At 39.0% G+C, this 22329-nt stretch carries 17 protein-coding genes and 1 tRNA gene; 9 read left to right on the top strand and 9 right to left on the bottom strand.

The window, feature by feature from the left end; translation table 11 throughout:
* The first annotated feature begins 9 nt into the window (after window positions 1-9).
* Genes C8P64_RS01165 through bglX form a run of 4 tightly spaced genes read left to right on the top strand, consistent with a single transcriptional unit; the run spans window position 10 to window position 6333 of the window.
* Window positions 10-1392, top strand: a complete 1383-nt coding sequence (locus C8P64_RS01165) for a glucoamylase family protein (RefSeq protein ID WP_108171236.1) — start codon at window positions 10-12, stop codon at window positions 1390-1392.
* Window positions 1382-2188, top strand: coding sequence for a carboxylesterase family protein (locus tag C8P64_RS01160; protein WP_108170227.1), 807 nt, complete (start codon window positions 1382-1384; stop codon window positions 2186-2188). The genes C8P64_RS01165 and C8P64_RS01160 overlap by 11 nt, the downstream gene beginning before the upstream one ends.
* A gap of 29 nt (window positions 2189-2217) precedes the next feature.
* The gene (locus C8P64_RS01155; RefSeq protein ID WP_108170226.1) at window positions 2218-4023 is read left to right on the top strand and encodes a family 43 glycosylhydrolase; all 1806 of its coding nucleotides are present in this window, start codon (window positions 2218-2220) and stop codon (window positions 4021-4023) included.
* Between the two features lie 36 nt (window positions 4024-4059).
* Window positions 4060-6333: a beta-glucosidase BglX gene (gene bglX / locus C8P64_RS01150; RefSeq protein WP_108170225.1), complete on the top strand. Its 2274-nt coding sequence runs from the start codon at window positions 4060-4062 to the stop codon at window positions 6331-6333.
* 290 nt (window positions 6334-6623) lie between these two features.
* Here bglX and C8P64_RS01145 read toward each other — a convergent pair whose 3' ends face one another.
* Genes C8P64_RS01145 through C8P64_RS01135 form a run of 3 tightly spaced genes read right to left on the bottom strand, consistent with a single transcriptional unit; the run spans window position 6624 to window position 11285 of the window.
* Window positions 6624-9191: a glycoside hydrolase family 2 TIM barrel-domain containing protein gene (locus C8P64_RS01145; protein ID WP_108170224.1), complete on the bottom strand. Its 2568-nt coding sequence runs from the start codon at window positions 9189-9191 to the stop codon at window positions 6624-6626.
* 10 nt (window positions 9192-9201) lie between these two features.
* Complete coding sequence (locus tag C8P64_RS01140; RefSeq protein WP_108170223.1) at window positions 9202-10389, bottom strand: CehA/McbA family metallohydrolase domain-containing protein; 1188 nt, start codon at window positions 10387-10389, stop codon at window positions 9202-9204.
* Window positions 10386-11285 (bottom strand): alpha/beta hydrolase, encoded by a 900-nt coding sequence (locus C8P64_RS01135; RefSeq protein ID WP_108170222.1) that lies wholly within the window; start codon window positions 11283-11285, stop codon window positions 10386-10388. Before C8P64_RS01135 ends, C8P64_RS01140 begins: the two co-directional genes overlap by 4 nt.
* A 104-nt stretch (window positions 11286-11389) precedes the next feature.
* Between C8P64_RS01135 and C8P64_RS01130 the strand changes: the two genes are divergently transcribed.
* The 4 genes from C8P64_RS01130 (at window position 11390) to C8P64_RS01115 (ending at window position 14225) form a co-directional block, all read left to right on the top strand.
* A complete protein-coding gene (locus tag C8P64_RS01130) occupies window positions 11390-11839 on the top strand; it encodes a GatB/YqeY domain-containing protein (protein WP_108170221.1) in 450 nt (149 codons plus the stop codon).
* A 42-nt stretch (window positions 11840-11881) separates the two neighbouring features.
* A tRNA-Arg gene (locus tag C8P64_RS01125) sits at window positions 11882-11955 on the top strand.
* A 539-nt stretch (window positions 11956-12494) separates the two neighbouring features.
* Window positions 12495-13460, top strand: coding sequence for an IS110 family RNA-guided transposase (locus C8P64_RS01120; protein ID WP_108171235.1), 966 nt, complete (start codon window positions 12495-12497; stop codon window positions 13458-13460).
* 213 nt (window positions 13461-13673) lie between these two features.
* Window positions 13674-14225 (top strand): hypothetical protein, encoded by a 552-nt coding sequence (locus C8P64_RS01115; RefSeq protein ID WP_108170220.1) that lies wholly within the window; start codon window positions 13674-13676, stop codon window positions 14223-14225.
* Between the two features lie 217 nt (window positions 14226-14442).
* Here C8P64_RS01115 and C8P64_RS01110 read toward each other — a convergent pair whose 3' ends face one another.
* On the bottom strand, window positions 14443-14592 hold the full coding sequence (locus C8P64_RS01110; RefSeq protein ID WP_108171234.1) for a DUF4113 domain-containing protein: 150 nt from the start codon (window positions 14590-14592) through the stop codon (window positions 14443-14445).
* A 933-nt stretch (window positions 14593-15525) separates the two neighbouring features.
* Here C8P64_RS01110 and C8P64_RS01105 point away from each other — a divergent pair.
* Complete coding sequence (locus C8P64_RS01105) at window positions 15526-15888, top strand: hypothetical protein (RefSeq protein WP_108170219.1); 363 nt, start codon at window positions 15526-15528, stop codon at window positions 15886-15888.
* A gap of 116 nt (window positions 15889-16004) precedes the next feature.
* Here C8P64_RS01105 and C8P64_RS01100 read toward each other — a convergent pair whose 3' ends face one another.
* From C8P64_RS01100 to C8P64_RS01080, 5 genes are all read right to left on the bottom strand, one after another.
* A complete protein-coding gene (locus C8P64_RS01100; RefSeq protein ID WP_146167161.1) occupies window positions 16005-16688 on the bottom strand; it encodes a hypothetical protein in 684 nt (227 codons plus the stop codon).
* A gap of 178 nt (window positions 16689-16866) precedes the next feature.
* A complete protein-coding gene (locus tag C8P64_RS01095; RefSeq protein WP_108170217.1) occupies window positions 16867-17853 on the bottom strand; it encodes a YpdA family putative bacillithiol disulfide reductase in 987 nt (328 codons plus the stop codon).
* Entirely contained in the window at window positions 17840-18502 is a 663-nt protein-coding gene (gene rpe, locus C8P64_RS01090) for a ribulose-phosphate 3-epimerase (RefSeq protein ID WP_108170216.1), read from the bottom strand. Before rpe ends, C8P64_RS01095 begins: the two co-directional genes overlap by 14 nt.
* A 229-nt stretch (window positions 18503-18731) precedes the next feature.
* Window positions 18732-19595, bottom strand: coding sequence for a sigma-70 family RNA polymerase sigma factor (locus C8P64_RS01085; RefSeq protein ID WP_072552879.1), 864 nt, complete (start codon window positions 19593-19595; stop codon window positions 18732-18734).
* 334 nt (window positions 19596-19929) lie between these two features.
* Window positions 19930-22167 (bottom strand): polyribonucleotide nucleotidyltransferase, encoded by a 2238-nt coding sequence (locus tag C8P64_RS01080; RefSeq protein ID WP_108170215.1) that lies wholly within the window; start codon window positions 22165-22167, stop codon window positions 19930-19932.
* Window positions 22168-22329 lie beyond the last annotated feature (162 nt).

The following is a 22329-nucleotide window of genomic DNA, read 5'->3' as shown; positions in this document are numbered from 1 at the left end:
ACGACTAAAATGTTCAAAAGATATTTACTGATAACAATTTTTGGCGGACTCCTTTTTACTTCCTGTAAAAATGGGAATAACCAGGAAGGTAATCTGGCGAAAGCGGAAAACACTGAACAGCAGCCGGAACTTTCTGAAGAAGCACTTCTTGATACTGTTCAAAAACAAACCCTTAAATATTTCTGGGATTACGCTGAGCCAAATAGTGGTATGGCCAGGGAACGATTTCATCCAGATGGAGATTACCCAAGGAATGACTCTCACGTCGTTACTACGGGTGGTTCAGGTTTCGGACTTATGGGAATAGTCTCGGGAATGGAACGAGGATTTATTCCGCAGGATTCTGCTATAGCAAGACTTGATAAGATCGCAAATTTTCTTGCGCAAGCACCACGGTTTCATGGAGCATGGTCACACTGGCTTAACGGTGAGACTGGTAAGGTTCAGGCTTTTGGTGAAAAAGACAATGGAGGGGACATCGTGGAAACCTCTTTTTTAGCACAGGGATTCATCGTAGTGAGGGAATACCTTAAAAATGGTTCAGAAAAGGAAAAAGCCGTGGCTAAAAAATATGATGAGCTTTGGAGAGGTATCGAATGGAACTGGTATACCAACAACAAGGATGGAATTTACTGGCACTGGTCTCCGGTATATGAATGGGAAATGGATTTTATGATCGAAGGTTATAATGAATGCCTTATCACTTATGTGATGGCAGCTTCTTCTCCAGATTACGCCATAGACGCCAAAGCCTATCATGATGGCTGGGCCAGAAGTGGAAATATAACTACAGATAAGGAAGCTTATGGTTTACCTTTAATATTAAAGCATAATACCCGCGGAGACAAAGGCGGACCTTTATTCTGGGCACATTACTCATACCTGGGTCTTAATCCTAAAGGACTTTCAGACAAATATGCCAATTACTGGGATCTTAATGTGAACCATAGCCTGATCAATTATGAGTATGCCCAGGAAAACCCAAACAATTTCAAGACCTATGGACCAAATTCATGGGGTTTAACTGCCAGTTATAGCAAAAATAAAGATGGTGGATTAGGATATGCTGCTCACTCCCCAGATAGCGATAAAGGAGTGGTTTCTCCTACGGCTGCTATCAGCTCAATTCCATATACCCCTGAAAAGTCTCTTGCGGCGATGCGATATTTCTTTACAGATCTTAATGATCTACTTTGGGGACCGGCAGGATTTTATGATGCGTACAGTCTTGAGGGTGAGCCATGGGTAGCAGATAAATACCTGGCCATAGATCAGGGACCAATGGTAGTGATGATAGAGAATTACCGTTCAGGCCTTATCTGGGATCTTTTTATGGGAGCTCCAGAAGTACAAAACGGATTAAAAAAACTAGGTTTTACTTATGAAAAATAAATTCAAATATTTGCTGATCGCTTTAAGTGCGATTCTATTATTGATGCCTTTTGGTATAAACGCACAGACTAAAGAAGATTTTAAAAGAGAAAAATTCATTTCTGAAAATGATACCCTTAATTACAGGGTGCTTTTTCCGGATAATTTTTCTGAAGACGAGAAATACCCGGTAGTTCTGGTATTACACGGTGCAGGGGAAAGAGGGGACGATAATGAAGCTCAATTAGTGCATGGGAGTGATCTTTTTCTTAAAGCCGAAACCAGGAAGAACTTTCCGGCGATCGTGATATTTCCACAGGCTCCTAAAGAAGATTATTGGGCGAAAGTTGAAGTTAAGAGAGATACCATGCCTTTCCAATTCGATTTTAAGAATACTGAAGCACCTACTAAATCTCTGAATATGGTAATGAGGTTGATGGATTCGGTAGTGGAACAGGAATTCGTCAATGATCAAAAAGTATATGTAGGTGGTCTTTCCATGGGCGGAATGGGTACTTATGAGATCATATACAAAAAGCCTGAAATGTTTGCCGCGGCATTTGCAATTTGCGGTGGCGCTAATCCTGAAATTGCTGATTCTTATTCTGAAGGTTTCAACATCTGGATCTTTCATGGTGAAAAAGATGACGTGGTACCACCAAGATTATCTAAGGAAATGGCCAGGGTTATAAATCATAAAGGTGGGAACGCTAAACTATCCCTGTATCCAAATGATAATCACAACAGCTGGGACTCTGCATTTTCAGAACCATATTTATTGCCGTGGTTGTTTTCAAAAGAACGAACTAAAGAATAAAAATTAAAAGATCGTTTCAGTTCTAATTAATGAAGAGTTTAAATAAAATATTTACGTCTGTCTCCTTAATGGTCTCAATCCTGGTCAATGCCCAGGAAGTAGTTCCGGAAACATATATTAATCCGCTGGATATTGATTATACTTATATGGTCTATAATTCAAGTAATAATATTTCCTATCGTTCGGGTGCAGATCCTGCAGTAATCGAATACCGTGGGGAATATTATATGTTCGTTACGCGATCATTCGGCTACTGGCATTCCACAGATCTAATTAACTGGGAATTCATAAAACCTGAACAATGGTATTTTGAAGGCTCCAATGCTCCCACCGCCTTCAATTATAAAGATTCCCTGGTCTATTTTGCTGGTGATCCTGCAGGTTACGGAAGTATTTTATACACCGATGATCCAAAAAGTGGCAAGTGGACGCCTACAGCTTCGATTTCCAATAATATTCAGGATTCAGAATTATTCATAGATGATGATGGCAAAACCTATCTCTACTGGGGATCTTCCAATGTGCATCCTATTAAAGTAAAAATGCTGGATAAAGATGATCGTTTCCTGGAAACCGGAGTTCAGAAAGAATTGATCAACCTGGTGGAAGAAGAACACGGTTGGGAGCGCTTTGGAGAGAACAATTATCATCCGACCCTAAAAGAAGGATATATGGAAGGCGCTTCTATGACCAAGCACGATGGTAAATATTATTTGCAATATGCCGCGCCGGGTACGCAATTTAATGTATATGCAGATGCCGCTTATGTAGGAGAAACACCGTTAGGCCCTTTTAAGTATATGAAGAATAACCCCATGAGTTTTAAACCGGGTGGCTTTACCAATGGTGCCGGTCATGGGATCACGGTAAAACAAACCAACGGGCAGTACTGGCATTTTGCTACGATGGCCCTGGCTTCAAATTCTCACTGGGAACGCCGTTTGTGCATGTTTCCTACCTATTTCGATGAGGTGGGATTAATGTATACAGATACCAGTTATGGAGATTATCCCTTATTCGGCCCAGGTCATCCAACAAAAGCAGGTCAGCATAGTGGCTGGATGTTGCTTTCTTATAAAGGAAAGGCTACGGTTTCTTCTTCAGAAAAGCAGATCAAAAAAAGTACAGCCACAGATGGTGACTATGATATTACCGAAATGCCCTTGGAAAAAAATGACGATGGAGAAGTTATTTCGAAGGTGTTAACAGACGAGAGCCCGAAATCATTCTGGGTTGCTGAAGCTAATGATGATAAACAATGGATCGAGATTGAAATGCTTGCTCCCGGAAATATCTATGCTTTTCAATTGAATTTTCATGATGAGGAATCAGGAATATATACCCGAACTGAAGGATTAAGGCACCGGTTTACCCTGAAAGTTTCAGAAGATGGAAAGAACTGGAAAACCGCAGTAGATAGAAGTAATAGTTACGAAGATGCTCCAAATGCCTATATATCGCTGAATAAACCAGTAAAAGCAAAATACGTTCGATATAACAATGTTGAGGTCCCAGGTAAGAATCTTGCATTATCTGAAATAAGGGTTTTTGGAAAAGGATTGGGTAAAAAACCTGAAAAAGTGAAAGGCTTCATGATTTCAAGGGAAGAAGACAGAAGAAATATTTCTCTGGACTGGAAGCCGGTAAAAGGAGCCCAGGGTTATAATATCCGCTGGGGAATTGCTCCGGATAAATTATATCAGTCCTGGCTGGTCTATGATAAAAACGACCATTTTATGCGCAGCCTTGATCGGGATACTAAATACTATTTCAGTATAGAAGCATTCAGCGAAAATGGTATTTCTGAGAGATCAGAGATAATAGAAGTAGAGTAAGTAAAAAACCAAATAGCAAACAAAAAGAATAGGAAAATGAGAAAAATCTATGTTTCAATCACCCTCATATTATGTTTGGGAGTATCTGTCCTGAAGGCTCAGGAGAGAATTCCCGAAGTTGAAGAACTGCTTTCAAAGATGACCCTCGAGGAAAAGATAGGTCAGCTTAATCTTCTAACACCAGGTGGTGGGGTAGCTACCGGATCTGTGGTGAGTGAAGACGTTGAAGCGAAGATAAAAGCCGGAAATGTTGGAGGAGTATTTGGTGTTTCCAGCCCCGAAAAGGTAAGACAGGCGCAGGAGATCGCTGTTAAATCCTCAAGATTAGGAATTCCATTATTAATAGGTTCAGATATTATACATGGGTATAAGACAACTTATCCAATTCCTCTGGGACTTTCTTCCAGCTGGGATATGGAATTGATCAAACAAGGCGCTCAAATGGCAGCTAAAGAAGCCACGGCAGATGGGATCAACTGGAATTTTTCACCCATGGTGGATATTGCCCGTGATCCTCGTTGGGGTCGAATTGCTGAAGGAGCAGGGGAAGACCCGTATTTAGGATCTCAGATTGCTAAGGCAATGGTAGAAGGGTACCAGGGTGAAGATCTTACCCTGCCAGCAACGATGATGGCAACTGTAAAACATATGGCCTTATATGGTGCTCCCGAAGCGGGTAGAGATTATAATTCTGTCGATATGAGCCGACTCAAGATGTTCAACGAATACTTACCTCCATATAAAGCGGCCGTAGATGCCGGTGTAGGGAGCGTAATGACCTCTTTTAACGATATAGATGGTATTCCAGCTTCAGGTAATAAATGGTTGCTTACAGACCTTCTGCGTGAGAGATGGGGATTCGGTGGATTTGTAGTTTCAGACTATACTTCTGTGAACGAAATGATCGCACATGGTATGGGTGATCTTCAGGCTGTTTCAGCAATGGCTATCAATGCAGGATTGGATATGGACATGGTTGGGGAAGGTTTTCTAACCACATTGAAAAAATCTGTAGAAGAAGGAAAGGTTTCAGAAGAGCAGATCACTAAGGCAACCAGAAGAATCCTGGAGGCGAAGCATAAATTAGGCTTGCTTAAAGATCCGTATTTGTATTCAGATGAAAGCAGACCAGAGAAGGATATATTGACCGCAGAGAACCGTCAACTAGCCAGAAAAGCAGCGACCAGGTCTTTCGTTCTGCTTAAAAAACATGATAATACCCTGCCTTTAGCAAAAAGCGCAAAGATCGCTTTAGTGGGACCTTTAGCTAATAATAAAAATAATATGTTGGGTACCTGGGCACCAACTGGGAATCCGGAATTATCGGTTCCTATTTTAGAAGGAATTAAAAATGTAGCACCTAAGGCCAATATACAATATGCTAAGGGAGCTAATATTTCTAATGATACATCATTCGCTAAAAAAGTGAATGTTTTTGGTCCAAGAGTTCAGATCGCAGATGAGTCTCCTGAAGCCCTACTTAAGGAGGCTCTGGATCTGGCTAAGAATTCTGATGTTATTGTTGCCGTAGTTGGTGAAGCTACAGAAATGAGTGGTGAGGCAGCCAGCCGTACAGACATCACGATCCCAGATAGCCAGAAGAAATTGATCAATGAACTAGCTAAAACCGGAAAGCCCGTTGTTCTGGTATTAATGAGCGGTAGACCCCTGGATATATCAGAAGAAATGTCTCTTCCGGTTAATATACTTCAGGTATGGCATCCAGGAGTGGAAGCAGGAAATGCTGTAGCCGATGTTCTTTTCGGGGATTATAATCCTTCAGGGAAGTTAACCAACAGCTGGCCAAGAAATGTAGGGCAGATCCCAATTCATTACAGAATGAAAACCACGGGTAGACCAGGACCAGAATCTGGAGAGTTCCAGAAGTTCAAGTCTAATTATCTGGATTCTCCGAATTCGCCATTATTGCCATTTGGATATGGTCTGAGTTACACCACTTTTGAATATACCGATGTTAAGGCAAGTTCGGGAAGTCTTAATGCTAACGGTTCTATCGAGCTGAGCGCAACTGTTACTAATACCGGTGATTATGATGGAGAAGAGGTTGTTCAACTTTATATTCATGATAAGGTGAGAAGCGTAACTCCTCCTGGAAAAGAACTTAAAGGATTCCAAAAGATCGCATTGAAAAAAGGAGAATCTAAAAAGGTGAATTTTAAAGTTACTGCGGAAGATTTAAAATTCTATAATTCTCAACTTGAATATGTTTTTGAACCTGGCGAATTTGAATTTTTCATTGCGGGAAGTTCAGATGCTGACTTTAATGGTTCATTCAATCTGAAGAAATAATTTAATGTTTATACTTCTTAAAATGATAAAGAATGTCATTCTGAACTTATTTCAGAACCTTATAAAATTTTAAAACAATCTGAGACCCTGAAATAAATTCAGGGTGACGATTGGTTCAAAGGGAATGGCGTCATGCTGAACTTGTTTCAGCATCTCATTAGATTAGGATATTCCGCATAGACCTCACAGGTTTTCAAAACCTGTGAGGTCTATCAAATAACTCTGAAAAATTAAATCCCTTTAGTTTTAGTTTGTGGAGCCCCGGTGAGAAATTTTCATCGGGGCTTTTTTTATAGTTTCTCTAACCTGATTCCCGAAATAATAGTCTTGCCTTTCTCCGGTTTGAATTCGATATTTATTCCGTCTTCAGTAATTACTTCATAGCTGATCTCCACTGCCTGAAGGATTCCATACTCCCGTGCGAGATTCAGGTTTTTCTCAACTTTATTCCCGTTGATTAGAATATCAAATTCTCTTAAACCCTTTTCAGATTGTATTTCATCTGAGGTAAGGTTATAGATATTTTGCGTTGAAGCTCCGCGATTGGGTTCTGTGAACAATAACGAAACGCGATATTTTCCTTCTGGTACCTCAAATTTATAGGAATCGATTCCTTCTCTCATGGTTTGAAATAGCGGTTCTCTATCTGTCCCCTTAATATTTGCGGCTATACCCTGGAATTTGTCTTTGGATTTTTGATAGGTATCGCCACCTACATAACCAAAATCACCAGAAAATCCCTGGTCACTGATCCAGATCTCACCGGTTTCCTCGTCAATAAAATCGCTGTGGCTACCAATATTGATGAGCAGGGGACCATTCTCAATATTTTCCAGAAGATTTTCCTTGAAAAAGACCTTGATGTTTCTGTGATATTTTGCTTTTCCTGAAATAGCAGTTACCCTATGTTCACCTTCTGAAAGTTCTAAGCTGAACTCTGCGATATTATCTTTTACCTGTGCTTCTTTCTTTTCGCTGCCATCTATTTCAAGTTGTACCTGGTCTGAATTAGAAAATACTTTCAGTTTTACCAGGCTGTCTTTAGAGATATATCTGGTCTCTTGATTTTTGCCGGCGATATATACAAAAGGTTCCTTGGTAAGTCTTGCTTTGTAGTAATAATAAACGTCCTTGGGTTCACGATCAAAATTTACCAGACCTTTCTGGTTAATGAAGGGTCTGCTATCCTGCCGGCCAGAGGAACCGAAATCGGCAAAGTTCCAGGCGGCCATTCCCAGCATATAATCTCTTTCAATAACCTGGTTCAGATAACTTACATGACTTTTTAACTGGTAAGCTTCGCTATAATCCCATGGTTTTGGATCATTGGTCTGTATCCGGGAATCGCTACCGGGACCATATTCTGAAATTAAGATCGGTCTTTCCGGGTATTTTTTATGTTGCTCATCAAGAAATTTTCCTAGGTTTTCCAGACCCGGGCTATACCAGCCAAAATACAGGTTCCAGCCAATAACATCTGGAATATCTGCTATGCCCGAAGTATTGTAAATATCACTTCCATGAAGTGCCATTACACTAAGCCTGCTGGTGTCCAGTTTTTTGGTTTCGGCCTCGAGTTTTTTAGCCAGTTCTACACTTGTTTTGATCTTAGCGGTTTTCGCTTCCTCTTGCATATCCCGGGTAAACACGAGCCTGATGAAGATCTCGTTCATATATCCCCAGTAAACAATAGAGGGATGATTATAAAGCTGAAGGATCTGTTCACGCTGCATGTTTATGGCATTCTGGTGATAAGCTTCAGTGTCAGTCACATCATTGATCACGGGAACTTCGGTCCAGACAAGTAGTCCAAGTTCATCACAAATTCTATAAACCTCCGGATCCTGGGGATAATGTGCGGTTCTTATAAAATTGGCACCCATATCCTTGATCATTTCATAATCTTTCCGGTGAATGGAATTGGGAACCGCGTTACCCATATTTTGAAAATCCTGATGGCGATTGGCTCCAATGAGCTTTAAAGGTTTGCCGTTTAGAAAAAAACCTTTTTCAGGATCTGCTTTAAACCAGCGACAGCCGAATTTCGAAAAGAAAGAATCTATGGTTTTTCCTGTCCTTATATCAATAAGATCTGCCTGAAGAGAATAAAGTTGAGGATTCTCCGGGGACCATAATTTTGGATCATCGATTGTGAGATCAACGGAAAGATCTCCGGTGTTCACTGGCTGGTTAAGCTCAGAAACTATTTTACCTGATGGATCCCAAATCTTAAGCTGCAGTTTTAAATTCTCATTGGGATTTACAACCTTTCCTTCAAAAACAACTCGGGCCATATTTTCGTTAACCTCGGGTGTTTTAATGAGCAGGTTTCCGGCTGCTTCGCCTTCCAATTGAAAATGACTTTTCCCGGTAACGATCATTTCGATATCACGATAAATTCCGCCGTAGAAATTGAAATCTGCTTCCAGGGGAGGAATATCTGCACTATGTGAATTATCCACTTCGATCCTGATCTCATTTGCCGAGCCGAAATTCAGGGCTTCAGTGACTTCAAATACAAAAGCGGTATACCCTCCAATATGTTCACCAACCAGTTTATCATTTACGAATACCTTGGTTAGCTGATTTGCTGCTTCAAATTTTAAAAATACCGCTTGCTCGCTCCAGCTTTCCGGGATAAAAATTTCTTTATGATAAATTCCTTTGCCTCTGAAGTACTGACCATCGGTAAAAGCATCTTCGGCATTCCAGGTATGAGGAATATTTACAGTTTTCCTGGAGTTCGAATTCCCTAGCTGGAATTCCCATGCAGAATTCACGGTTTTAACCAGTCTCTGTGCATGCAAATAGGGACCGATCGCTAAGAACAGGATCAGGAGGTATTTTATAGGTTTCATTTAAGTTATTTTATTTTCTGGTAACAGGTTGGGTCCAGGCAACTTCAACATCGCCTTCCTGATAAGGGTTTTTCTTCAATTTATCTGAAATGATCTTAGCCCGGACGAAGAGTACATCTTCAGGGATCTCGAATGTGGCCTGGGATCCATTTACAGATTTCAGGACCTCACTTTCGGTAGCGCCTTTCTTAACCCCTATGAACTGTATCTCGTAATTCACATTTTTCGAATCTTTCACGGCAATGCTGAGTTGGGTTCCATTGAAATTCAGTTCAGATAGTTCCACCCCGGTACTGGCATAGAAATCACCGGCATACATGGCTTTCAATATACTTTCTGGTTCAAGTTCTTTAGCTCGGACTTCCACCCAGCCGCGGCCGGCATTGCTCCATTTAGATCCAAATTTATGATAGTGATGGCTGTCATCTGTGGCAATACCCAGCAGTAATGGTTTATTCATGGCGTGGTAGGCGATATTAACCTGGTCCCACATCTGCTCGGTACTGTCGTGAATGCTGTCGCCATAATTGTTGACATAAGGATGACCATTAAATACTTCAAAAAACCTTTCACCATCGATCTGTTTTATATCATTGGCCGTAATAGCGTAGGTGAAATTTGGATGGTTAAGATGCTGCAGAACGGTTTTCCCGTTTTCTTCTCCATGCTCCCTAATAGCATTAAGGTTATTCTGGATTAGTTCCACAACAGTATTTCCTTTCCTGGGTTTGATGACGGTATCGATATTGATCGCGCCCATATGTATGGCCTTATTGTCTAAATAAGAAGTCACTTCTTCAGCCTTGAAGATCATGAACTTCTCTTGCTCTTCAAAGAGAGGCCTGAATTCCTCCAGGGTTTTAAGCTGAACCTGCACGCCATCTTCGAGCCTGCGGTAATTCATCCAGTCTTCACCATATTTTTCGAGGTATTCTTCAAATGCTTTCAAGTAAAGCGGTTCGTTAGGCACTTTTATCGCTTTTATACCCTCTGCGATAATATTATGGTCTGATAAGGCCACGAACTGGTATTCACGGTCCTTATACCACTGCATGATCATTTCCGGGAACTCATCACCATCACTCCAGTAGGAATGAGTATGCAGGTTTCCTTTATACCATTTACTTTCCTGAGCATAAAGTGTACTTCCGCAGAAAAGGGAAAACATCAATATTGCAATGATTAAAATCTTTCTCATTTGTATACTACTGATTGGATTTTATTTTTTTCGAAAATCACCCTTTTCATGAAACTGAAAACCTCAGGTAAATCCTCAAATGGCATTCCTGAGATCTCGTGCCTTGCGTCTTTAAAACTGTAAAACAGGAAAGAACTATCCAGCTCCTTAAGCTTTTCAACTATGGTTTTCGAGCCGTCGAGGATGAGGTATCCGGGCTTGGAGTTTTCACAATAATGATGAGGTGCGGTAGCATAAGGAACCAGGTTGTCATCTGTCCCGTGAAAGAAAATACCGGGAACGGCCTGTTCCTTTCCTAGATACCGGGCATCCACGATAGCACCCGCTAGTGAGAATACCGCGGAGATTTCGATATCTGAATATTTTTCGGAATTATCGAACATTAGATCTGGATTATATACCGCATTCAGGACAGCTTCTGCACCAGCACTGCTTCCTCCAACAATAATTTTGTCTTTATCGATCTTGAATTTTTCAGCATTCTTATGCATAAAGTTTACAGCATCCATAAAATCTTCGGCGGCCATCTGGAAAGTTTCGATCTTACCAGAAGCAATATAATCACAACCAAAACCGGTTTCTTTCCTTTTCAGACGATAAGATATTAGCCCGACGGTGTAACCTTTAGAGGCGGCAATTTTGGCAAATTTTACTTCCTGAGGATTTTTGGGACTTCCACCAGAGAATCCACCCCCGTGCATAAATACTATAAGAGGAGTTTTTTCTTGAACTCCGGCAGGTCGGTATAGGTCAATCACCAGTTTTTCACCTTCTTTTTCAGCATAAACTTCAGTATTAACGGGTTCTACCTTATAAAGACTGTCCAGGTATTTTTCCTGAGCTTCAACGACTTGTAGAGAAAAAAGAATAAGTATGAAAAAGATGAGCTGTTTCATGGATTCAATAAAATTTAGAACTTTGAATATACTTAATTTTGAAGGGATAAATAAGTGGTAATTTCAGGTAGAAAATTTTATCTTCGCACCTATAATTTTAGATTATGAGTTTACAGGAACAGGTAATGGCCGAAATGAAGGCTGCAATGAGAGCTAAAGACAGTTTAAAACTTGAGGCTTTAAGAGCTGTAAAAGGAGCTATTTTACTGGCAAATACTGAATCTTCTTCTAAAGATGGACTATCCGAGGAAGAAGAAATGAAGCTTTTGCAGAAACTCGTAAAGCAACGTAAGGACAGTGCCCAGATATATAAGGAACAGGGGAGAGAAGATCTTGCCGAACCAGAACTGGCGCAGGCTGAAGTTATTGAGCAATTCCTTCCTGAGCAAATGAGCGAAGCAGAGATCGAAGCAAAGGTTGATGAGATCATTGCAAAAACCGGAGCTTCTGGTATGCAGGATATGGGGAAAGTAATGGGAATGGCTACCGGAGAATTGGCTGGAAAGGCAGACGGGAAGACTATTTCTATGATTGTAAGAAAGAAACTGGCTTAAAAAGTCAGTATCACATTGATGCCAAGGCAAAGTGTGAAATAAGGCCCCGTGGCGCAACTGAATAGCGCATCAGATTTCGGCTCTGAGGGTTGCAGGTTTGAATCCTGCCGGGGTCACAGGGTTGATCCGCAAATAGCTAAAAATAAGCTTTTTGCGGGTTTTTTATTTTAGTTTGTACCGCCCAATGTGCGGCCGTAGTTTTTTGTATTTTAATTATTTCTTATTCACTTTATAGAGATTGGCTTCTATTTTATCTTTATCACTTAATCTAATTTGACGCTAAAGTTGAAAATAACTTCGATGAATTAGTAGTAGAATTTTTCGGATAACGCAAGTTGACGAAGTAGGGGACACGGTCCCGATGCATCGGGGATCGGCTTAGTATTGGTTAGTTGGTCAAGTTAATTATTTTCTTTCTAACGGTGCCGACTATTGGCGATTAACCGTCTTAAGTTTAATTTCTCTAAATTTTGATAGTTAATCAGAAAGAACCAAAGAGAGGAATAAGATTATATAAACCGTGGGAACTAGAGATTCCGTCAACAATGATAATCCCCTCTCTTTTCTACTTTAATTTCGTTTAGTTCTGTGAGACCTGGATCTCGTTTTTAAGTCGATGAAAACCAAAGTAGCTGTTCTTTCCAATCATTCTTATATGGATAAAATTAAACATTTTTACGGAGTAGACATTAGTAAATCATTCTTTGATGTGGTTGATCAAAATGGAAAGCATGACCAGTTCTCTAATGATGTAAAAGGCTTTAAAGGCTTGCTGAAGTTTATTAAGAATGACAGCCTGGTAGTTATGGAAGCTACTGGTTATTATCATTACAGATTAGCTCAGTATTTATATGAGAAAGGTATAACGGTATCGGTTGTGAATCCACTTTCGGTGAAGCGTTTTATTCAGATGAAACTCTCCAAGATCAAGACCGATAAGAGTGATGCCAAAGCGATCTGTGAATATGCACAGGCTACAAAAGTTCCTTTGTACACAGCCAGAAACGCCGTGCAGGCAGAGTGTTTGCAGCTACTAAGTCTTCAGGATCTTTATTTGAAACAACGCACTGCGGTGAAGAATAAGATACACGGAGAGAAAGCTCTCGGTACACCTTCAAAGACTGTTAGTAGATCACTCGTTCGAACGCTAAAGCAATTAGAGAAGGAATTAGATCAGATTGAAACCAAGCTGGAATCCTTAGTCAGGCAAACCCAGGAAGATCAACTGGAGCAATTAACAAGTATTCCAGGGATGGGTAAGAAGACAGCGATGTTATTAATTGTGCTTACAGACGGATTTACCAGTTTTGAGAATGCCAGGCAGCTTTGCTGTTTTACTGGGATCACTCCAACGATCAGGCAATCCGGAACCAGTGTAAGAGGACGCAGTCGAATTAGTAAAGTAGGCAATCGAAAGCTTCGGAATTTACTATTCATGTGTAGTTTCACTGATTGCAAAACTAATAAAGCTTGCAGGGAAATTTATGAGCGAATAGTTGAGAAGGGGAAGAGTAAGAAACTGGCACTCATAGCTGTGTGCAATAAGCTCCTGAAACAGGCATTTGCCATAGCTAAATCAGGAACTTCTTACCAGGAAAATTATATATCGAAATTAGCTTAGAAGTACTTGGATTTTACCTTAGTTCTTTGTTGGCAGTCGTTATTTCAATTAAAATAGTTTTAAATAAGTATCACCATAATTAAGTTAGTTAAGGATAATTCGGGTATTATAATATATAAATTTGATATATATCATTGTTTCGCTAGATAGAGCATTATAAATTTATAGTTAACTCCTTACATGTTATTGAATATAAATTAAAAACTATATGATATGAAACTAAAATTTATTTTTCAATTGGCATTTTGTACTCTCCTTTTTATTGGGTGCAGTATTGATGAGCAAGAGGATTTTTTGAAAGATTCCTCTGGTATTAAAACTAGCGAAGTTGAATTAAAGGCTAAGGTTGTTAATCGTCCCTTTAAATCTAAAGCTTCTGGGAATTGGTTTTTCACAGAATCCACAAACTGTAATGGATTACTACAATTTTCTATAAAAGGAAATGGAAAGGCGATTCATTTGGGAATAATTGATGTTGAAGGTGTAATATGTACCATACCAAATGAACAATTTTATCTTTCTGGCAAATACATCGCAGCAAATGGAGATGAACTTTATTGGGAATCTGTTGAAGTTTTCTTCGATGAATTCGGACTATTTGCTGGTGGAGTTTTCGATTTTGTAGGTGGTACAGGAAGATTTTCTGATGCAACTGGTTCTTTTAGAAGTAATGAGACCCTTATAGTTGAAGAATTGGATGAGACGACAGGACAACCCGTCTCTGGAACCTTTTCGAATGATGGATGGGGTACAATAATCTATTAGGTTTTTAGAAAATTTATTTTCCTTTCTATGAAAACTATGGTGAGTTAAATCAAACCATAGTTTTTATTGTTGCATTCCAGTTTTTTTAATGACTGCCAACGGTCTCGGTTATCGCCAGTTGGCGGAGTAAGGGACGCGGATTTGTCGGCTTAGTTTTGGTTTGTTAGCCTAGTTAATCATTTTCCTTTTTACCCAACGCTTATTGTACGGTCTTGATTTAAGTTTTTACTGTTATTATTTCATTTAATCTAGTACTATACCTTTTAGATAACCTTTCTTGTTTTATCTTCCAGATACGACCTAGATCCTGAACACCGAATTTTACCTTCCCATTTTCCCGAAAGTTTAGTTGATCTACCACTTTCATCAATTCTTTATGCTTGGGGTTTTCCTCTGAGAATAATTTAAATTGTTTTTGTTCTGTCTGGGTCACGAATAAATCAAAAAGCAATCGAAATCATAAAGCTTGCTTTTTTGATTTTGTGACTTTTTGATTTTCAAAGCGGAGCTTTATTGGATGCGCAGCGCGAATCCTGAACAAGAAAGAAAAACGCCAAGCTCGCTTGAGTGTTTTTTCTTTTATAACTATTTTCAAAGCAGAGCTTTACAGGATGCGCTTGGGTAAAAATAAAATGCCAGACCAGTTAAAGCAAACCGACCCTACTCAATTTACTTTCCCTCATTGGCCTGACATTTATTTTGAGATCATTGATCATTAAATCAATGTCTTATTCTTTAATCAAAACTAAGCATCTTATTCAATACCAATTACGGAATTCCGTAATCCTCCGATATAATTTTTAGGAACCCTGACATTGATTTCGTTCATAATAGTGTAGAGGGGCACATGATTTTACGATCTTCAGATTTGATCTAAAATTTGAAATTCATCGTTATTTCTATGGCTGCCGTGGAAATAATATTAGTTTTGCCGAAAATAAGAATATGGGGCATAATAGGGGAATTCCCTTATGTTTTGATGCTCCTTTCCTCTTTAATTTAATCTCACCAATAAAATCAACTTATAATGATTCAGGATTATAATAATATTTATCGGAATATTATTCTAGCACTCAGTGTGGTCCTAGCAGTGTTTATAGTTTTCAAGTATTTAACTTGATCTATCTTCCCTACAGATAGTACAATTTTATTTTTGTTGGAATCAAATTTTTGAGACCGGAAATTCAGTATTGTGTTTTTTTGAATTTTTTAAGCCTCAGCGTTAAATGTTGTATAAATAGTTTTGTATAGCATGGGTATCGGGTAAATTCGTTTTTTTAAAGAATAAAATATTACACCTATGGCAGCTTATTTCAACTCTAACCAATTGAGATCCTCTTTACAGGAATTAGCAAAAATGTATATAACTGAATGTAAAGAATGCGAAGTATTATCTCAGGATTGTATGGATCTTTTAAAGCACAATTTTCTTGCAGATTTTGTAGTCTACAATAAGGCTGAAGATTGCATTGAAATTGGAATTAGTTCTTCAGATAAATTTCAGGGCTATCCAGAAATCGAAGTTTATAAATTTCCCCTGGAAGATATAGGGAAAAAAGTAGATCACTCCTTCAAAAATAACCATGAGGACCTTGAGTTCTATGGTAAACTTATAGGGAGAAGAAAAGGAATTGGATCGAACTCTGTTATTCTAATGGATTAGTCACATTTCCATAATCGCAATAGATAATGTTCTATGGTGATACTTGGAATATTGTTATTCTTACTCCGGTAAAACAAAGTTTTTGTAGCTGAAATATAGGAAGCTGTTTAAAAATTTTAAAGGTTCAGACTTTTAGAAATAGCATCCATAAATTTTTCAGCAGTTTTATAGGCATCTTTTGGATCATTTATTTGGGTCTTAACAACCGAAATCAGTTGATCTTCATCTTTAGAATCCAGATCGAAAGCTACTGTCTCTAAAATATAGTTCGAGTAGCTTCTTGTGGAGGTAGACATTGGCACATAACCTCCAAATGCTGAATAGTAAGGACCTACAGCATATGGATAATTATAATAATCAAAGAAATTACCATAATATCCTGGATAATAATTTGAATATCCTCCAGTAGCATAAACTCCACTATGAGTCGTTTTTGTATGCTTTTCATTTTGTTTTATAGCAGTAATTATAACTCCATTATAACCTTCGCTTTCCATTAGAGAGCGAATCAAATTCCTTCTTTCTTCGGTCATTTCTTTTTCCATATGCATTACGGGGACTCTTGAAAAACTCTCTGTCGCATTAAGTCCTTTTTCTCGTAATTTATCTGCAATGGCCTGTTCGAAAGCAATACGCGAAGATTTATCAGCAGTTCTTGATATCACAAGGATCTTATTGTCTTTAAAATCATCTAAAGCTTCCTGATCTGCTTTCCATGAATTAAGAACTTTTACACTGGAACAATTTTGAAAGCCTAATGCAATAATGGCTAATAATAAAAGCCTTAAAATACTCTTCATATCCATATATTTTATAAGTAGAATACTGATGATTAATTCATTATCAATATACTACAATTCTAAATATAGAAGTTCGATCGAAATTTTTAATATGTCAAATTGAAATCTCAGGAAAGCTTATAATAAAAAAGCAGCTTCTAAAAATCAGAAGCTGCTTCTTTTAATTATATCTAAAATTTTAAACCCTGGTCTTACTACCTATATGCTCCATGATCATCTTGGCATGTACCCTGGAATTTTCGATGAACCATTTATGGGTTTCCACACCGCCGCAAATTACGCCAGCAAGGAAAATACCAGGAACATTGGTTTCCATGGTCTCCTCGTTATACTGTGGGATCTTTTTACCATCATCAGATAGTTTAATTCCCATGTTCTGTAGAAATCCAAAGTTAGGTCTGTATCCCGTAAGTAAAAGAGCGAAGTCGTTCTCTATAGTTACTTCTCCCTCGGGTGTTTCAATAATTACTTCTTTATTTTTTATCTCTTTAAGTGAAGATTCAAAATATACCTTTATGCTTCCTTCTTCGATCCTATTAATGATATCTGGTCTAACCCAATATTTTACTCTTTCGCCAATTTCAGGTTTTCTTACTACCATGGTTACTTCACCACCTTTTCTGTAAATCTCCAAAGCAGCATCTACGGCCGAGTTACTAGCTCCTACCACCACTGTTTTCTGAGTGGCATAATAATGTGGGTCGTTATAATAGTGAGAAACTTTAGGTAGATCTTCGCCAGGAATACCCAGGTAATTAGGGATATCGTAGAACCCGGTAGCGACGATCACATTTTCTGCTAAATATTCCGCAGAAGTTGTTTTTACACTGTGGGTTTGGTCTGGATTAGTTTCAACCGAAGTAACTTTTTCAAATAAATGAATATTCACTTTATTGATAGTGGCAATCCTGCGGTAATATTCCAGCGCTTCTCTTTTCCCTGGCTTGGGATTATTGCTGATAAAAGGAATATTATCCAGTTCCAGCTTTTCTGAAGTAGAAAAGAAGGTCATATTGGTAGGGTAGTGGTAAAGCGAATTTACCAGGCAGCCTTTTTCCAGGATAACATAAGAAAGTCCCTTTTTCTCTGCTTCCAGAGCACAGGCAATACCAATAGGTCCACCGCCAATTATTACGACTTCATATTTATTATTAGGAGTTTGCAATTTGCTTAAGGTTTTTGATAGTTTGAGGCTGGTCGTCAGCTTTAAAAACAAAACTTCCCGCTACCAGCACATCTGCACCGGCTTTAGATAATTCTGCCGCATTTTTATCGGTAACCCCACCGTCAATCTCTATTAAAGTTTCAGCATTGTTCATAGAGATGATCTCTTTTAATCGCTGAACTTTATGATAGGTGTTTTCAATAAAACTCTGTCCGCCAAAACCTGGGTTAACGCTCATGATGCAAACCAGGTCGATATCTTTGATCACATCTTTTAAAAGATCTACGCTTGTATGAGGATTTATAGCCACACCTGCTTTCATACCTTCAGCTTTGATGGCCTGCAAGGTTCTGTGTAAATGGGTACAGGCCTCGTAATGTACGGTAAGGATATTAGCGCCCAATTTTGCGAATTCTTTAATATAACGGTCGGGATCTATGATCATTAAATGAACATCGATTGTTTTTTTCGCATGCTCAGAGATAGCTTTTAGCACGGGCATACCAAAAGAAATATTCGGTACAAATACACCATCCATAATATCTATATGAAACCAGTCTGCTTCGCTGTTGTTTATCATTTCAACATCACGTTGAAGGTTTCCGAAATCTGATGCAAGCACTGAAGGGGCAATAAGTGTTTTATTCATTGTTGTATTGTTGTTATATCGCAAAAATATGAAGAAAAAAAGGTTTACCTGTTCCTTTCTCTATAAATGGGAAGTATGCCTTTATTATTAGTATTGATAGAGATGCTAAAAATAGGGCAAGAAAAAACCCCGGTCATCACTCCGGGGTCATTCATCAATCAAAAAACGAACAGTTATTTTCATAACGGGTCATCACTCCCGTCACTAAACTGTTGTCACTTTAAATATTTTAACCAAGATACGTTTTTAAAATTTTACTTCTAGACGTATGCTTAAGTCTTCTAATAGCTTTTTCTTTAATTTGACGTACTCTTTCTCTGGTTAGATCAAAAGTCTCGCCAATCTCTTCTAATGTCATAGGATGTTGATCTCCCAGTCCAAAATAAAGTCTGATCACATCAGCCTCACGAGGAGTAAGAGTCTCTAAAGCACGTTCTATCTCAGTTCTTAGAGATTCATGCAATAGTTCCTTATCTGGGTTTGGAGATTCACCAGAACGTAATACGTCATAAAGGTTAGAATCTTCACCTTCCACTAAAGGAGCATCCATAGATACGTGACGCCCGGAATTCTTCATAGATTCCTTAACGTCATTAATTGTCATATCAAGCTCTTTCGCAATCTCCTCGGCACTTGGCGGACGCTCATGTGACTGCTCTAGGAAAGCAAAAGTCTTGTTTATTTTATTAATTGAACCAATTTTGTTCAATGGTAAACGAACAATTCTCGATTGTTCTGCTAATGCCTGCAGGATAGACTGTCTAATCCACCATACAGCATATGATATAAATTTAAAACCACGAGTTTCATCGAAACGTTTCGCAGCTTTAATAAGCCCTAAATTTCCTTCATTAATAAGGTCGGGAAGGGTTAATCCCTGGTTTTGGTACTGTTTTGCTACCGAAACCACAAAACGAAGGTTCGCTTTGGTTAGTTTCTCTAAGGCACGGTTATCACCTGCTTTAATTCTTTGTGCCAGTTCTACCTCTTCATCAGCGGTGATCAGGTCTACTTTTCCAATTTCTTGCAAATACTTGTCTAACGAAGCGGTTTCACGATTAGTTACCTGCTTCGTAATTTTAAGTTGTCTCATCTATCTTCTACTTGGATTTTAATTGTGCATAGCTCTTGTATATGTTTATACGTAAGAAGTACTCTTAATGTTACAAAATTTGAATTTAATTTTTTTTAGGGCATTGCACTTCGTGCCGAGCTTTTCGCTCCAAGTCCTCGCTCCTTGCAGTCGCTGCGGGCTTTCCGCTGCAATCCCTAACGCTGCAATTCCGCACCAAAAAAAGATCAAATTTTTTGTTCAGCATGCAGGTAGTCGGTAGATAGTTCCTAAAATTTCAGGTGATCTTAAAAAAAAAATGAAATAAAAAAAGCCCGCGCTGTAGCACGGGCTTTTAGATAATAAGGAGAAAAAATTAATCTCTTTTTTCTCTTGGCTTTCTGTCATCACGACCTCGGTTGTCACGAGAACCGCGATTATCTCTAGAGCCTCTATTGTCTCTTTTGTCGTCTCTAGGAGCTCTTTCCTTGTAACCTTCAGGTTTTTCAAGTAATGCCTTCCTGGAAACTTTATCTTTTCTTGTTTTAGGATCAAGACCAAAGTATTTCACATCGATCACATCACCTAACTTAAGAACATCGTTCACATCGTTAGTGCGTTCCCAAGCAAGTTCAGAAATATGAAGTAATACCTCGTTACCCGGAGCATCTACATATTCTACAACTGCACCAAAATCAAGGATCTTAACCACCTTAACTTCGTAAACGCTACCTTTTTCTGGTTTGAAAGTGATAGAATCTATCTTAGCTAATACTTTGTCAATTCCTTCCTGTTGAGTTCCAAGAATTTCAACGATACCTTCTTCAGTTACCGGATCTTCATTTATCACGATCTCTGTTTTAGTTTCTTTCTGAAGTTCCTGAATAACTTTTCCTCCAGGTCCAATCAATGCACCAATGAATTCGTTAGGAATTCTTCTGGTAATGATCTTAGGAGAATGAGCTTTCACATTCTGGTTTGGAGCTGGAATGGTTTCAGTTAACTTCTCAAGAATGTGAAGTCTTCCTGCTCTAGCTTGTTTTAATGCATTCACAAGGATCTCATAAGAAAGACCTTTGATCTTGATATCCATCTGGCAGGCAGTAATACCATCTTCAGTTCCTGTAACTTTAAAGTCCATATCACCAAGGTGATCTTCGTCTCCAAGAATATCAGAAAGTACAGCGTAGTTCTCTCCATCAGAAATTAATCCCATAGCGATACCAGAAACTGGTTTTTTAAGCTGAACTCCGGCATCCATTAAAGACATGGTTCCTGCACAAACAGTAGCCATAGAAGAAGAACCATTAGATTCTAAAACTTCAGATACTACACGTACTGTATAAGGACAATCAGCTGGGATCATACCTTTTAAAGCGCGTTGTGCCAGGTTTCCGTGTCCTATCTCTCTTCTGGAAGTACCTCTAATTGGGTAAGCTTCTCCGGTAGAGAAAGGAGGGAAGTTATAATGCAGGTAGAAGGTTTCTTCTCCTTGTTGGGTTGGAAGGTCTACCTGGTTTGCTTCTCTGGAAGTACCTAAAGTAACTGTTGCCAGTGCCTGAGTTTCCCCTCTGGTAAAGATTGCTGAACCGTGAGTTGACGGTAAGTAATCTACTTCACACCAGATAGGACGAATTTCGTCTGTCTTTCTACCGTCAAGTCTAATTCCTTCCTTAAGGGTTAGATCACGAACCGCTTTCTTTTGAGCATCATTGAAGTATCCAGAGATCATTTTCCCTTTTTCTTCAAGTTCCTCTTCAGAGAACATGGCCTTTACTTCTTCTTTTAGATCAGAAAAAGCCTGGCTTCTTTCTTTTTTGCTAGTACCGCTTTTCGCGATGTCATATGCTTTCTGATAAGTAGCATCAAGGATCTTCTTTTCGATCTCCTCATCTGTTGCAGCTACTTCATACTCACGAGGTTCTTTTTTTCCGAATGCTTCAGCAAGTCTTACCTGTGCTTCACACTGAACTTTGATCGCTTCATGAGCGAATTTAATAGCCTCGGCCATTTCTTCTTCAGAACATTCGTCAAATTGTCCTTCAACCATCATTACAGAATCTGCAGATGCACCAACCATGATATCCATGTCTGCTTCAGCTAGTTTTTCTCTGCTTGGGTTAAGCACGAACTCTCCATTAATTCTGGCTACACGAGCTTCAGAAATAGGAGTTTCAAAAGGAATATCAGATAACTGTATAGCTGCAGATGCTGCTAATCCTGCTAATGCGTCTGGCATAACTTCATCGTCATGAGACATTAACTGGATCATTACCTGAGTTTCGAATTTGTAATCTTTAGGGAATAGTGGACGCAAAACACGGTCTACTAAACGCATTACTAAAATTTCTTCACTGCTTGGTCTTGCTTCTCGCTTGAAGTAACCTCCAGGGAAAAGACCTGCCGCAGCAAATTTTTCGCGGTAATCCAATGTTAATGGAAAGAAATCCATTGTAGTTGGAGTGTAAGATGACACTACCGTACAAAGTAACATGGCATTACCCATTTGAACAACAACCGACCCGTGAGCCTGCTTTGCCAATTTACCGGTTTCGAGAGAAATGGTTCTGCCATCTCCTAGATCGATAACCTCCTTAAATGTTTTTGGAATCATAATAATTTCGAATTCTTGATCTGAATAACTTCAACCAGATCATTTTGTTAAACAAAGGTCTCCGCCATCCGGACGGCCGGGTTGTGTGTTGTGTGTAGTTGTAAGCTGACCAATGAAAAACTACCCCTCTGGGCGACAATTTTTGAAAACCTGGAAATTGTT

The organism is Christiangramia gaetbulicola, from assembly GCF_003054225.1.
Lineage (GTDB): Bacteria > Bacteroidota > Bacteroidia > Flavobacteriales > Flavobacteriaceae > Christiangramia > Christiangramia gaetbulicola.
Note: the sequence above shows the minus strand (reverse complement) of the source record. Positions and strands in the feature narration are given on the sequence as shown.

Excerpts from the sequence above, each read along its gene's own strand:
- C8P64_RS01130 (WP_108170221.1), top strand. The coding sequence starts at position 11,390 with ATGAGTTTACAGGAACAGGTAATGGCCGAAATGAAGGCTGCAATGAGA.
- C8P64_RS01160 (WP_108170227.1), top strand. The coding sequence starts at position 1,382 with ATGAAAAATAAATTCAAATATTTGCTGATCGCTTTAAGTGCGATTCTA.
- C8P64_RS01110 (WP_108171234.1), bottom strand. The coding sequence starts at position 14,592 with ATGAAAGTGGTAGATCAACTAAACTTTCGGGAAAATGGGAAGGTAAAA.
- C8P64_RS01155 (WP_108170226.1), top strand. The coding sequence starts at position 2,218 with ATGAAGAGTTTAAATAAAATATTTACGTCTGTCTCCTTAATGGTCTCA.
- C8P64_RS01100 (WP_146167161.1), bottom strand. The coding sequence starts at position 16,688 with ATGAAGAGTATTTTAAGGCTTTTATTATTAGCCATTATTGCATTAGGC.
- C8P64_RS01135 (WP_108170222.1), bottom strand. The coding sequence starts at position 11,285 with ATGAAACAGCTCATCTTTTTCATACTTATTCTTTTTTCTCTACAAGTC.
- C8P64_RS01105 (WP_108170219.1), top strand. The coding sequence starts at position 15,526 with ATGGCAGCTTATTTCAACTCTAACCAATTGAGATCCTCTTTACAGGAA.
- C8P64_RS01080 (WP_108170215.1), bottom strand. The coding sequence starts at position 22,167 with ATGATTCCAAAAACATTTAAGGAGGTTATCGATCTAGGAGATGGCAGA.
- bglX (WP_108170225.1), top strand. The coding sequence starts at position 4,060 with ATGAGAAAAATCTATGTTTCAATCACCCTCATATTATGTTTGGGAGTA.
- C8P64_RS01120 (WP_108171235.1), top strand. The coding sequence starts at position 12,495 with ATGGATAAAATTAAACATTTTTACGGAGTAGACATTAGTAAATCATTC.
- C8P64_RS01085 (WP_072552879.1), bottom strand. The coding sequence starts at position 19,595 with ATGAGACAACTTAAAATTACGAAGCAGGTAACTAATCGTGAAACCGCT.
- C8P64_RS01165 (WP_108171236.1), top strand. The coding sequence starts at position 10 with ATGTTCAAAAGATATTTACTGATAACAATTTTTGGCGGACTCCTTTTT.
- rpe (WP_108170216.1), bottom strand. The coding sequence starts at position 18,502 with ATGAATAAAACACTTATTGCCCCTTCAGTGCTTGCATCAGATTTCGGA.
- C8P64_RS01145 (WP_108170224.1), bottom strand. The coding sequence starts at position 9,191 with ATGAAACCTATAAAATACCTCCTGATCCTGTTCTTAGCGATCGGTCCC.
- C8P64_RS01115 (WP_108170220.1), top strand. The coding sequence starts at position 13,674 with ATGAAACTAAAATTTATTTTTCAATTGGCATTTTGTACTCTCCTTTTT.
- C8P64_RS01140 (WP_108170223.1), bottom strand. The coding sequence starts at position 10,389 with ATGAGAAAGATTTTAATCATTGCAATATTGATGTTTTCCCTTTTCTGC.